The organism is Mesobacillus jeotgali (assembly GCF_002874535.1).
In the GTDB taxonomy this organism is placed as follows: domain Bacteria; phylum Bacillota; class Bacilli; order Bacillales; family Cytobacillaceae; genus Mesobacillus; species Mesobacillus jeotgali.
On record NZ_CP025025.1, the window covers coordinates 2591787 to 2605029 of the forward strand.

13 protein-coding genes and 2 other annotated features are annotated in these 13243 nt (G+C 43.2%); of the genes, 1 reads left to right on the forward strand and 12 read right to left on the reverse strand.

The genetic code is table 11. From position 1 onward, the window contains the following. Nucleotides 1-32 precede the first annotated feature (32 nt). The 8 genes from trpA to CD004_RS13125 form a co-directional block, all read right to left on the reverse strand. Entirely contained in the window at nt 33-806 is a 774-nt protein-coding gene (gene trpA / locus CD004_RS13090; protein ID WP_102265099.1) for a tryptophan synthase subunit alpha, read from the reverse strand. Beyond that, nucleotides 806-2011 carry a tryptophan synthase subunit beta gene (gene trpB, locus CD004_RS13095; RefSeq protein WP_102263179.1) on the reverse strand — a complete coding sequence of 402 codons (1206 nt, stop codon included), beginning with the start codon at nt 2009-2011 and terminating at the stop codon, nt 806-808. The genes trpA and trpB overlap by 1 nt, the downstream gene beginning before the upstream one ends. Continuing rightward, nucleotides 2012-2629 carry a phosphoribosylanthranilate isomerase gene (locus CD004_RS13100; protein ID WP_102263180.1) on the reverse strand — a complete coding sequence of 206 codons (618 nt, stop codon included), beginning with the start codon at nt 2627-2629 and terminating at the stop codon, nt 2012-2014. Further along, nucleotides 2619-3413 (reverse strand): indole-3-glycerol phosphate synthase TrpC, encoded by a 795-nt coding sequence (gene trpC / locus CD004_RS13105; RefSeq protein ID WP_102263181.1) that lies wholly within the window; start codon nt 3411-3413, stop codon nt 2619-2621. Before trpC ends, CD004_RS13100 begins: the two co-directional genes overlap by 11 nt. Nucleotide 3414: 1 nt before the next feature. Next, entirely contained in the window at nt 3415-4440 is a 1026-nt protein-coding gene (gene trpD, locus CD004_RS13110; protein WP_102263182.1) for an anthranilate phosphoribosyltransferase, read from the reverse strand. Further along, a complete protein-coding gene (locus tag CD004_RS13115) occupies nt 4424-5026 on the reverse strand; it encodes an anthranilate synthase component II (protein ID WP_102263183.1) in 603 nt (200 codons plus the stop codon). Before CD004_RS13115 ends, trpD begins: the two co-directional genes overlap by 17 nt. Then, complete coding sequence (trpE, locus tag CD004_RS13120) at nt 5007-6404, reverse strand: anthranilate synthase component I (protein ID WP_180321252.1); 1398 nt, start codon at nt 6402-6404, stop codon at nt 5007-5009. The genes CD004_RS13115 and trpE overlap by 20 nt, the downstream gene beginning before the upstream one ends. 58 nt (nt 6405-6462) lie before the next feature. After that, nucleotides 6463-6718: a binding site (T-box leader), on the reverse strand. Between the two features lie 62 nt (nt 6719-6780). Beyond that, nucleotides 6781-7029: a binding site (T-box leader), on the reverse strand. 61 nt (nt 7030-7090) lie between these two features. Next, nucleotides 7091-7732, reverse strand: coding sequence for an MOSC domain-containing protein (locus CD004_RS13125; RefSeq protein WP_102263185.1), 642 nt, complete (start codon nt 7730-7732; stop codon nt 7091-7093). A 163-nt stretch (nt 7733-7895) separates the two neighbouring features. Between CD004_RS13125 and CD004_RS13130 the strand changes: the two genes are divergently transcribed. Continuing rightward, nucleotides 7896-9170, forward strand: coding sequence for a bacillibactin exporter BcbE (locus CD004_RS13130; RefSeq protein WP_102263186.1), 1275 nt, complete (start codon nt 7896-7898; stop codon nt 9168-9170). Nucleotides 9171-9201: 31 nt separating this feature from the next. Here the strand turns inward: CD004_RS13130 and CD004_RS13135 are convergent, their stop codons facing one another. The 4 genes from CD004_RS13135 to CD004_RS13145 all read right to left on the reverse strand — a co-directional run bounded on the left by CD004_RS13135 (nt 9202) and on the right by CD004_RS13145 (nt 13239). Next, nucleotides 9202-9975 carry an alpha/beta fold hydrolase gene (locus tag CD004_RS13135; protein ID WP_102263187.1) on the reverse strand — a complete coding sequence of 258 codons (774 nt, stop codon included), beginning with the start codon at nt 9973-9975 and terminating at the stop codon, nt 9202-9204. 243 nt (nt 9976-10218) lie between these two features. Continuing rightward, entirely contained in the window at nt 10219-10308 is a 90-nt protein-coding gene (locus tag CD004_RS24660; protein ID WP_225649917.1) for a putative holin-like toxin, read from the reverse strand. 160 nt (nt 10309-10468) lie between these two features. After that, the gene (locus tag CD004_RS13140) at nt 10469-11269 is read right to left on the reverse strand and encodes a DUF2935 domain-containing protein (RefSeq protein ID WP_102263188.1); all 801 of its coding nucleotides are present in this window, start codon (nt 11267-11269) and stop codon (nt 10469-10471) included. Nucleotides 11270-11379: 110 nt separating this feature from the next. After that, nucleotides 11380-13239 carry a PTS fructose transporter subunit IIABC gene (locus tag CD004_RS13145; RefSeq protein WP_102263189.1) on the reverse strand — a complete coding sequence of 620 codons (1860 nt, stop codon included), beginning with the start codon at nt 13237-13239 and terminating at the stop codon, nt 11380-11382. Nucleotides 13240-13243: the final 4 nt, after the last annotated feature.

Genomic DNA, 13243 nt, shown 5'->3' on the forward strand with positions numbered 1-13243 from the left:
GCTATTTATTTTCCATTTTTTTACTGCAAATACTAGGACAAACTAACCCCTTCAGCAGTACGCACGAGCTGTTTTATTCCAGGTAAATCTCCTTGTTCAAATAAATCGATAATTTTGCTTCCAACAATTACGCCATCACAATGCTTGCACACTTCTCTGACTTGTTCAGCATTTGAAACCCCAAACCCTGCTAGCACCGGAACTTTGCTGACACTTTTAATTGAACTTAGGAAAGCAGCAAGGTCCACACTGAGGTTGTTTCTTGCACCAGTTATACCTGTTACGGTAACAGCATAAATGAATCCTGTTGCCCTGGAGCCGATTTCTTTTATTCTCTCAACTGGAGTTGTAAGCGTCACTAACCTGATTAAAGAGATTTCATGCTCCTCAAGCGCAGGATGAATGAAGTCTTCCTCCTCAAGCGGTAGGTCGGGAAGAATGCAGCCTGATATTCCAGCGTCCGCAGCATCCTCGGCAAACTTTTCGAGCCCATATGCCACGAGGGGGTTCAAATAGGTCATTAAAATAAGAGGAATTGAGATTTCAGTTTTGAAGGTTTGAACCTTTTCCAGCACCTTTCTCAAAGTAGTTCCTCTGCTAAGCGCCCGGATACCAGCTTCCTGGATCGTAGGCCCATCCGCAACAGGATCAGAAAAGGGGATACCAATTTCTACCGCATCGGCCCCACATTCCTGTAAAAATAGCAGCTTCTCCTTAAGGGTTTCCAGCCCTCCATCTCCAGCCATTATATATGGAACAAAAACCTTTTTTCCTTTTTCAGTCAGAGCCTTTTGAATTCTATCCATCATTCCATTCCTCCTATCCTGTCCTTAATTGTCTGTACATCTTTATCTCCACGGCCAGATAAACAGACAACGATACTCTCATCTTTGCTCATCCCAGCGGCTAGCTTGACTGCGTACGCAATGGCATGTGCACTTTCCAAAGCAGGAATGATTCCCTCTAATTTTGAGAGCAGTTGAAATGCTTGTAGTGCTTCATCATCGGTTACCGATTCATACGTGATTCTATTAATATCATGCAGATAGCTGTGTTCAGGGCCAATGCCAGGATAGTCCAGACCAGCTGATATCGAGTGCGCCTCCTGAATTTGACCGTCTTCATCCTGAAGAAGGTACATCATCGCACCGTGAAGGACACCTGGTTTCCCTTTAGATAGTGATGCGGCATGTTTGTCAGTTGCCAGGCCGAGACCAGCAGCTTCAACACCATAAATTGACACGCTTGTATCATCAATGAACGGATAAAACAAACCAATCGAATTGCTGCCGCCTCCAATACAAGCTACTAGTGCATCAGGAAGCTTCCCTTCTTTTTCGAAAAATTGCTGTTTCGTTTCTTTACCTATGACACTTTGAAAGTCACGGACCATTTTCGGGAACGGATGCGGACCCATTACTGATCCAAGGATATAGTGAGTATCGCGCACGTTTGTCACCCAGTAGCGAAGAGCTTCATTGACCGCATCCTTCAAAGTCCCGCTGCCTGCGTCAACACTTATTACTTTCGCGCCAAGGAGTTCCATCCTGAAAACATTTAATTGCTGTCGCCTGATATCCTCTTTGCCCATGAAGATGACACATTCCAGATTCAGCAAGGCACAGACTGTTGCTGTTGCAACTCCGTGCTGTCCAGCCCCGGTTTCAGCGACAATTTTTCGTTTGCCCATCCTTACTGCAAGCAAGGCCTGACCGACTGTATTGTTGATCTTATGTGCCCCTGTATGGTTGAGGTCCTCCCGCTTTAGGTATATTTTTGCTCCACCAGCATGTTCCGTGAGATTGCTAGCCAGGTATAATGGTGTTTCCCTCCCAACATAATCTTTCATTAATTTTTGCAGTTCGACATGAAATTCCTCGTCTGCCATAGCTCTGTTGTATTCCTTCTCCAATTCAAGAACAGCATGCATCAGCGTTTCCGGTATGAACCTTCCACCATAATTTCCAAAATGCCCTTTTTCGTCCGGCAAATTATAAGTATTAATAGTCATTCAAACTTCCTCCCTTTCATTCTTTGCATTATTAATAAAAGCCTTTATTTTCGCTAAATCTTTTTCTCCGTTTGTTTCGACACCGCTGCTGACATCAACCATCAAGGGGTTGACTTTTGCGATTGCTTTGCTGACGTTTCCAGCATCCAATCCGCCTGCCAGGATAACCTTTGTGTCTGATTTTTCGATTACTTTTGCCAAATCCCACTCAAAGCTTAGGCCGTTTCCTCCCCGATATTCCGCTGGAGGACTGTCAAGGAGGATGTAGTCAGCTTTAATAAACTCAAGTTTCTCAAGATCTTCCGTTGACTTAACAGAAATAGCCTTTATTAAGGGCAGCCCAATTGATCGATAATCATCAGTCACCTCATCACCATGAAGCTGAATATGGGTCAAGCCTGCTGTTTCGGCGATTTTCTTGATTTTAGCGGCATCCTCGTTCACAAATACTCCTGTCTTCCAGACATGTTCGGGCAAAGCATCAATGATTTGTTTAGCCTCAAAAGCTGTAACTTGTCTTTTGCTTTCTGCAAAAACGAAACCAAGGGCGTCAGTTCCGCATCGAACCGCGTGCTGCGCTGCCTCTACTGTTCTTATTCCACAAATTTTAACCTTCATGATGATCCCTTATTATTGGAACAAAGAATGTCTGGAAAGTTTTTATAAGATCACCGGAAGTCATGAATGTCTCACCTATCAGCACTCCGTCTGCACCAGCAGCTGCTGCACGGACGATATCGTCCCTTGTTTTCATGCCGCTTTCACTGACCAGAAGCGCTCCTTCTTTTTTCACTAGCGGCCCAAGCTTCTCTGTATTTTCGAGATTGACCTCGAATGATTTCAAATCACGATTATTGATTCCTATGATTGCAGCTTTTATATTCAGAGCCTTTTCCAGATCTGTTTCGTCATGGATTTCAACGAGGCACTCCAACCCTTTTTCAGAGGCATATTCATATAGCTCTGCCAATTTCTCTTCAGGCAATGCCGATGCTATGAGCAAAATGACATCTGCTCCTGCTGAACGGGCCATTTCTATTTGAATTTGATCAACGATAAAATCCTTGCAAAGAATCGGCAGGTTCACTGCTTCCCTGACTTTTTTTAAATCAGTGAAAGATCCTTTAAAGCCTTTTTCATCAGTTAACACTGATATAGCGGAGGCACCTGCCCGGGCATAAAGTTTTGCTTGCTCAGAAGGGTCCAATGAAAGATTAATGTCCCCTTTAGAAGGGGACGCCCTTTTAAACTCAGAAATGATGGCGACATGCTTTGACTCTCGTAATGCTTTAATCAAGGATCGCTGCTTCGATTGTGATACAGGCATGTCAACTCCCGCTTTCTTCAACTCTTCTACTTCCACTCTTTTTCTTTCAATGATTGAATCAAGTATTGTGCCCATCTCATCCTACCGCCTTTTTGTTTCGATTGCTGATGCTAATTAAATTCTCCAGTTTGGATAGTGCCCTGCCTGAATCGATGCTTTCCACCGCCAGATCTACTCCCTGAAGAATCGATTCCACCTTACCAGCGGTATAAATTCCGAGACCTGCGTTGAGCAGCACAGTATCCCGGTGTGCCCCCTTTTTACCTTGAAGAACCTGGAGCAATATGTCCGCATTGTCGCGTGCATCTCCACCCCTGATACTGTTATTGTCGTATAATGGCAAGTTCACTTCTTCAGGCTTTAGATTGATCCGTTGAATTTCTCCTTCTGAAACGATGACCATTTGGTTTTCACCCGCAAGAGATGCTTCATCCATCCCTCCTGCTCCGTTGATGACGATGGCTCTCTTCCTGTTCAGATTTGCAAGAACATGGGCAAACTTATCGAGCAAATCCCTTCGGTAAATTCCAAGCAGCTGGTAATCAAGCTGTACTGGATTTGTCAGTGGTCCGATTAAATTAAAGATGGTAGGAATTTTCAGGTCCCTTCTTACCTTCATGATTTGTTTCAATTTCGGGTGGACATAAGGAGCAAAAAGAAAAGCAATCCCATTTTGTTCAAGAATTTCTTCTGTTGCTTCCGGAGAGAAGTCGAGACTGACCCCGAGTGCCTCCAAAACATCCGCACTTCCTGTCTTGCTCGAAACGCTTCTGTTTCCATGCTTTGCTACCGTTATTCCGGCTCCGGCAATGACAAATGCAGAAGTAGTGCTTATATTGAAGCTTTTTGATCCATCTCCTCCTGTTCCGCAATTATCAAGAACATTCGGTATATTTTTTGTAAAAGTAAGTGCATGCTTTCTGATGGTTTTTACCAACCCAGATACTTCCTCAGCGGTTTCTCCTTTTGACTTGAGCCCCGTTAAAAATGAAGCAATTTCACTGTCTGTCGTCTCTTGAGTGAAAATTTCCTGGACAGCTTCTTCCATTTCATGCTCCATCAGCGATTTTCCTTCCACCAGCATTTCAAGATAATGTTTCATACGTTAAAGTCTCCTTTCTGTTTTCGGTTAGAAAATTCGATAAAATTTGCTTTCCGCTTTTCGTACCAATCGATTCTGGATGAAACTGAAGTCCGTATAAAGGATAATGTTTATGCTTGATTGCCATGATTTCCCCGTCATCAGCTGCCTCAGCCAGAACCTCAAAACCTTCATTAAGCGTCATACGGTCGATCACCAAAGAGTGGTATCGCATTACTTCAGGATGTTCCTCGAGATCATTCATCAGAGAAGTGCCTGTATGCTGGAGTTTGGACTGCTTGCCATGCATGATTTTTTTAGCCTTGATGATGGAACTGCCAAATGCATGGGCTATTGCCTGATGGCCAAGACATATACCAAGAATAGGGATTGATGACGCCAATTGTTTAACAGTATCTACACAGATTCCGGCTTGTTCCGGCCTGCCTGGGCCCGGAGAAAGGACAATTGCTTCAGGTTCCATTCGTGAGATTTCCTGAACCGATATTTTATCGTTCCTGATTGTTTTCACTTCAGCACCCAGTTCGCTTAGATACTGGTAAAGGTTATAGGTAAATGAATCGTAATTATCGATCAGCAGGATCATGGGCTGCCTCCATCAATGCTTTTAATTTATGGTTCGTCTCATCAAACTCTTTCGCCGGGTCAGAGTCATATACAATGCCTGCACCTGCCTGGAGATACCCTTTGCCATCCTTGACAATCAATGTTCTGATTGCAAGGGCAAAATCCATGCTTCCACAAGCAGAAAAGTAACCTACCGCTCCTGAATAGACACCTCTTTTTTCCGATTCAAGCTCATTTATGATTTGCATCGCCCGAATTTTTGGAGCTCCTGACACTGTCCCTGCTGGAAGGCACGCCGCCAGCCCATCCATTGGGTGGGCATCTGACAACAGCCTCCCACTTACTTCAGATACGAGATGCATCACAAACTGATACCTTTCTACAGCCAGGAACTTATCAATTTTGACACTGCCGACTTCACAAATCCTGCCTAAATCATTCCTTGAGAGATCGACGAGCATCTTATGTTCAGCCAGTTCCTTTTCGTCATCCTTCAATTCCAGTTCCAGTTCAAAATCCTCATCCGGGGATAGTCCCCTCGGCCTGGTACCTGCAATAGGGTTTGCAATCATCGTTCCATCCCGGTACTTCACGAGGCTTTCGGGGGACGTGCCGGCAACAACATAATCTTCAAAGTCAATAAAGTACATATAAGGGGAGGGATTATTTACTCGCAGCTTTCGATAGAACGAAAATGGATCTCCTTTTGCATCCGCTGCTAGCCTTCTTGACAGCACAACCTGAAAGATTTCTCCCTCTTCGATCAGGCTCTTTGCTGTCCTGACCGATTTTTCAAACTCCTCCCTGTTTTGCGAGGCTTTAAAATCTGAAAGAGAAAATCGATTGACAGGCTGTTTTTTAATTGGCGAATCAAGTTCTTCTTTGCGTTTTTTTATTTTCTTCATGAGCGCCTCTTGGCTGTATTCCGGAAACGGAATGCCTATCAGTCTGATCTTTTGTTTAAGATGGTCAAACACGATGACTTCATTGAAGAACATCAAATGTGCTTCTGGCATATCAAGGGGATCTTCATTTAGCGGCCCAATTTCTTCAAAGTCGCGAATGAAATCATAGCTTACAAAACCGACACCGCCACCTATGAAAGGAATTTCAAATTTAGGGATTACTCTAGGAAGCACTTCTTTCAGAACCTCTGAAAAGGTACCCTGTACTCGCTCCTTATCGCCTTTTCTTACCAGATAAGTCTTACCCTTTTCATTCAAGAGCTCGTAAACGGGATCACAGCCAATGAAAGAAAAACGGCCGGAATCATTATGTTTATGGGAACTTTCCAGAAGGAATTTTTTCTTTCCGGAAATCGTTTGAAATACAGATATAGGCGTTAATGTATCGCCCTCAATTTCCTCGATAAAAACATCTGGTGCTTCTACATTCATATAAATCCTCCTTTAGAAAATAAAAAAGTCCCCTATACATGCACAAAAATTGTGCTGTATAGAGGACGATTACGATTGGACCGCGGTGCCACCTCATATTGGAGCCGTGTGACTCCCACTCTTCAGGTACAGGAAACCAAAAGAAGTTTCGTTATACCCTATCCTTTTAACGGCGGAATCCCGGGCAAGCCCTACTGCTATTTCAGGCTGCCTCTCGCAAGGCCATTCGGCAGGCATTTCTGTACCGGTTCACACCATACCCGGCTCTCTGCAAAAGAAATATCCTGCTTACTCTTCTTGCTCATCGAGTTTACATAATATAATTATGGGTTATTTTAGATATACAAAAAGGGTCCCTCTCCTTATTTTTTTAAAAAATAAGGACGAGAGACCCGTGGTGCCACCTTAATTAGCTGTAAAACAGCTCACTTAACAGCATCGAGCATTTAATGCTTAATGCCTGCCTTTTATAACGATAAGGCATGTTCGCCAAAGCCTACTGCCCCAATGGGGTTCGGTCTGGAAGCTCGGAAGTCCATTCGCTGTTAAAGTTACGCTGATTCTCACCAACCATCAGCTCTCTGAAGAATCTTATACAGTTACTACTCTTCGTCATTGCTCTTACAATATGTTATTCATTATATTAAAGCGGTGATAAGTAAATGTCAAATAAAAAATTAAATATTTTAATTTTTCTGCCTCAAAAGTTTATGAAGGTTATGCTTCCAATCCTCTGCCAGTTCATTAATTTCCAAAAGTTCTTCAATCGCCTCATAATCTTTCCTATGGTGAAAATAAATTTCATTAGCCCTTAAGATCGAAATATTATGTTGCTTCCTCTCCAGCAAGATAATTTCTGAGTCTTCATAGACCATTCCCTCCTGAAGAACACGAAAGAAATAGCCAGTATAGCCTGTCTCCACTACCCTTTTCAGCAATTGGTCTATACTGTTATTCTTCGAGATTTTTGAACAAGGTACTCTTCCCTGTGACACCTGGACAACAGCTTCTCCAAGCCTGTATGTATCCCCAATATAGATTTCGGCTTCCGTCATTCGTGATGCCGATATATTTTCACCAAAGGTTTGAGGTTCAAGTTTTTTTCCGAATTCAGCAGACCATTTTGAATAATGCTCTGCTGGATAAAAACAAACAGCCCTGTCAGGGCCTCCGTGAAATTCTGTAGCTGCCACGCCATCCCCCTGAAAGTTATCTTTTGAAAGAAATGCCTGTTTCACTCTTTGTTTTCCTATAGCAGAAAGTTCTTGTCTACCATTCCAATCCCTTAGCTCTGGCATCCCAACGTTCAAATACAATATTTGTGCCATGATTTCAACACCCTTCAAGCCTTTTCCAATTATTTTATCCTTTTCACTCTAAAAACTCCATAAGGATTTTTCACAGAAAAAACCTTTCCCATAAAAAGACATCTGTTTTTTCTATTGTTTAAGTCCACACTAAAAATAGTATGAAAAAAGGCAGGTTACGATCATGAATTATATTGAAAACTTGTTTCCTAAAGCCGGAGGAGTTTCGAAAAAACAAGAAAAGGATACGAAAAAGGATGGTGCCAATAATCAAAAATGGGCAATTGTCTCGATCGCATCCATTCCACTCGTGATGACACTTGGAAATTCGATGCTGATTCCAGTTTTGCCTGTCATGGAGAAGAAGATGGGTATATCCGCCTTTCAATCGAGCCTGATCATAACCGTATATTCAATAGTAGCGATATTTTTAATCCCGTTAGCGGGGTATTTATCTGATCATATTGGTCGAAAGAAAGTCATAATTCCAAGCCTGATCATCACTGGAATTGGCGGCACCATATCAGGGTGGGCCTCATGGCAAATGAACGATGGATACTGGGTTGTCTTAATCGGAAGAGCCTTACAGGGCGTTGGAGCAGCCGGTGCTTTTCCAATCGTTTTGCCACTGGTTGGAGATATGTTCAAAAACGATGATGAAGTAAGCGGAGCCCTCGGAGAAATCGAAACTGCTAACACGCTTGGAAAGGTTCTCAGCCCAGTATTAGGGTCATTCCTGGCAGGAATCATCTGGTTTATCCCGTTCTTTTCAATACCCGTTTTCTGTGCCCTTTCAATAATCATGATGATCTTCCTGGTTAAAAGTCCAAAAAAGAAACAGAAACCATTGCCATTCAAGGATTTCCTAAAGAAAATAAAATTGATTTTCACTGAAAATGGGCGTTGGCTGTATGCCATCTTTTTTATTGGTGCTATTGTCATGTTCGTATTGTTTGGAGTCTTATTTTATCTGTCGGATATTCTGGAGAACAACTATGGAATAAAGGATTTGAAAAAAGGACTGGTTCTTGCCCTGCCATTAGGGGCTCTATGTCTTTCATCATTTATCACAGGTAAAGTTATAAAAAAGAATATGGTCCTTATGAAGTGGATTACGTTCTCCAGCTTAGTTTTGCTTGGTATAGCAGTGGCCCTCCTGAGCTTTTCAAGAGAGCTATGGTTTTTGATTTCCATGTTCCTTGTTGCCGGCATCGGTATAGGTGCAAGCCTGCCGCCACTGGACGCCTTAATCACTGAGAGTATTGAAAAAGAAGAACGAGGTACCATCACATCCATATATAGCTCAATGAGGTTCATAGGAGTAGCTGCAGGTCCTCCCATCATCGCTCTTATGATGAAAAATTCAAATAAGCTAATGTTCATAATCCTAACCGCTTTAAGTATCGCTGCCGCTCTAGCAACATTTCTTGCCATAAAACCAGATAAAAAAGAGGCGTAAAAACGCATTGTCTAATTGAACAATGCGTTTTTCAACGCCAGTCAGCTTGCTCTTCTTCCAAAAACTTCTCAATTTCAGCGTTGAACTCCTGCCATTTCTTAACAGGAACTTGATGTGAGACTTTTGGAATAATAGCTTTTTGGAAATGTCCCAATTCTCTTTCATAGGCCCTTATGTGCTGGTTGATGAAATCTCTCGAACCATAAATAAGCAGCAAAGGGACATTTAAATTTTTCAGTCTTCCGCTGCAAGAGTACATTAAGGACTCGTGATAAAAATGGAACCATGTGTTCAAATCAGCTTTTAACATATGTTCAATGAGTTCTGTCCTGTAATTCTTATCAAAGGTATGTGCGGTTGCAATCACCTTTGCCAGGGTTTTAGGAGAATTTTTAACGAAATACATTCCCATCAAATGCTCATATTTCAATGCAGGTGAATGTACCTCTGCAAAGCCGCCAGAAAGAATAAGCGTTTTTGTTCTTTCCGGGTAAGTCAGGGCAAATTCCTGTGCGATGCTGCCTCCGGAGGAATAGCCGCACAATGTGACTTTTTCCAGCCCGATTGAATCAACCAGTCTCAAGACTTCTTTGGCATACTGTTGGATTGTAACCCTTTCTAATACAGCTGTTGAATCACCATGACCGCTTAAGTCGGGAAGAATTAGTCTATATCGTTGGCTCAGTGGCCTTTGGTGTCGAAACACCTTTCTTCCCATTCCCGGTGGGTGTAAAAAGACAATTGGACTTCCTTGCCCAATCTCTTCGTAAAAAAGATCACCATACTCTAAATTGCATAAAGTCATTCCATTCACTCCCTATGCATGGGTTAACATAACTTCCCCAGTATAACCAAATGGCAAAACATCTCATGCATAAAGGTGCTTATAATCGTGACTTTAACAGCCCTGTATGGTATCCTTGTATTGTATAATTTGTACAGAATGACTGCCGGTGTTGGCCCACCGACAGTCTCCGCAATAGCCTTTCCCTTAGAGGATCGGCAAAGAAGCAGCTGGACCTCTCACTGTATTACAGTTAAGGGAGGTCTATTTTTTTTGGCTCAACGTGAGGATTGCGAGGATCAAACTGGCAAATGAAAACATCGCCATAAAGGTCTCGAATACCGTCAAAGGCATCACCCCCTTCCTGCGGGGCTAGCCGACCACCCTTGAGATTTGACTATTGCTTCTCAAGTATAACATAACCTTGTCCAAAATAAGAACATCTGTTCTATTTAGATGAAAAATTAGGGCTAAGATACTAGAAGAACGGAAATCTATCTAGTATCCGCCAGGTTTAGTTTTCCTTCAACCTAGGTTTGCCAGGATCACATCCAGGTTGATCCATAGAGGCCGCTTCTGCGACTTTAGATAAATAATAGCACTCCTCCCTGAACATATGGTCAGCCATCAGCGGAGCAAAACTTCCCAATGCCTGTTCAGTTAACTCGAGTTCCTTTAACTCATCAAGAAATTTCATGAACAGCTGAATTTCAAGTGATACCTCTTGATTCATCCTTTGCAAAGCTGGAAAAGAGGTTAAATTCGTTCTCAAATAACCAGTCATCTCGACTGCTTTTAAATAGAAATCCTCAAAATGCTTCATGTATTTTTCACTCTTTGCCTTCAGGCGCTTTTCAACCTGGTCAAGGTTACTTTGAATAGCACCGGCATGGCCTGCCGCATCAAGCAGCCAGACAGTATGATGGTGCAATTCGTGGAATATCGGCGGTTCCTCGCCCCTTTTAAGGTACTCTAGAACTCTGATATATTCCTCAACCTCATTGACCATATGGTTGATAAAAGTAGGACCCAAATGGATTTTCACATTGCCTGTCAGCATTTTTTCTATTAGGTCAAGCTTAAATCCCCTGATTTTCTTCGCTTCTTCGTCCGCTCTCATGCTCAAATGAATGAGATCGGTTGTTTCCACCCTTTGCAGCAGACTGTCAAAAGTATTAATAAAGTACTTTGCCGTCTCTATTTCCTCTTGCTCTACAGGCACCAGCGCCTCATGCAGAAATCTCCCGTGGTCACCAAGGACCTGTAGCCAAAAACGGTGCTCATACAAGGCGGCACTTTTGAAGTCCCTCGCCATCCCCATTCCCCCTTCACAAATCACTTCATAAAATCATATCTGCAAAGTAATGGAAATATTCATATTCACACAAAAAGGCCTGCAGACTGGAACTCTGCAGGCCTCGCTTTTTATCTGGCAACTGGTTTCTTTAATATTCCAAGCAAAATTGCTGTGACAGCAGAGCCGATGAGAATTGCAGCCAGATATAACAGCCATCCTCCTTCGACGAGCGGCACTACGAACAGTCCACCGTGTGGAGCCCTCAGTCCAATGTTAAACATCATCGTCAATCCGCCGGCAACAGCTGATCCAGCCATTACTGAAGGAATAACGCGCAATGGATCTGCTGCTGCGAACGGGATAGCACCTTCTGTGATGAAAGAAAGTCCCATTATATAGTTAGCCTTTCCTGCATCCTGATCTTCCTTGGTAAACTTCTTTTTAAAGAAAGTTGTCGCAAGTGCGATGCCAAGAGGAGGTACCATACCTGCTGCCATGATCGCAGCCATCGGTTCATACACGCCGTTTGCAAGCAAGCCAGTTCCGAAAACGTAAGCTGCTTTGTTAACAGGTCCACCCATGTCAAATGCCATCATTAATCCCAAAACAATTCCAAGCAATACAGCGTTCCCTGTCCCTAATCCTGACAGCCAATCTGTGATTGCCTGGTTCAGGGCTCCGACTGGTTTGTTTACCAAAAACAGCATGATGAATCCAGTTGAAGCAATACCGAATAACGGATACAAGAGAATTGTCTTAATTCCTTCAAGTGAAGCAGGAAGTCCTGCAAACAATTTCTTTAGCCCCAACACAAGATATCCAGCGAGGAATCCGGCAACCAAACCGCCAAGGAACCCACCACCGCCAGTGGCAGCAAGCAATCCACCAACCATACCCGGAGCAAAACCTGGTCTGTCAGCAATACTTAGTGCGATGAAACCTGCAAGAATTGGTACTAGTAATCCAAACGCACCGCTTCCTCCACCTATGTCCATCAAGGCTTTGGCAATTGGGTGGTAAGATGGATCATCTGGATTAAAGGCGTTATAGCCGAACATGAATGAAATGGCGATTAAGATACCGCCCCCGACAACGAAAGGAAGCATATTCGATACGCCATTCATCAGATGCTTATAGACTCCGCCACGGCTTTCTTTCTTATCTGACGATGGATTGCCTGAGGCCTGGTATAACGGTGCATCCTTTTTGACAGCCTTTTCGATCAGATCCTTTGGTTTGCGGATTCCGTCGGCAACAGGTACATCAATTAATGGCTTTCCGGCAAATCGGTCCATATCCACCTTTGTATCAGCCGCAATGATGACTGCTTCTGCGTTTTCTATGTCTTCCTGTGTAAGGACATTTTTCGCCCCGCCAGAACCATTTGTTTCAACCTTGATATCTACGCCCATTTCAGCTGCTTTAGCTTTTAATGAATCTGCAGCCATGTACGTATGGGCAATTCCAGTAGGGCATGCAGTTACTGCTACTATGAATTTTTTATTATTCCTTGCAACCTTCTCTTCGGTTTCTTCCTGGTCATAGCTGTTAATAATTTCAATCACATCATCAGCTGTTTTTGCCCCAAGGAGTTTTTCACGTGCTTCGGCATTCATCAAAATGGAAGAAAGTCGTGCCAGTGCTTCTAGATGGGTATTGTTCGCGCCTTCAGGTGCTGCAATCATGAAGAACAGGTGTGCAGGCTGTCCGTCCAACGATTCATAATCGATTCCAGCCTCTGACCGGCCAAATACAATTGTCGCATCCTTCACGACTGAAGTTTTCGCGTGTGGAATAGCAACCCCGTCCCCTACGCCTGTAGTGCTTTGTTGTTCACGTTTTAGGATTGCTTTTTCAAAAGCATCGCGGTCTGTAATTTTCCCCGCCCGCTCTAGCATTCCTACAAGCTCATTCACTGCATCTTGCTTTGATGCAGCACTCATGGATAACAGAATCGTCTCTCTAGTCAGTAGTTCTGTAATTCTCATGGTT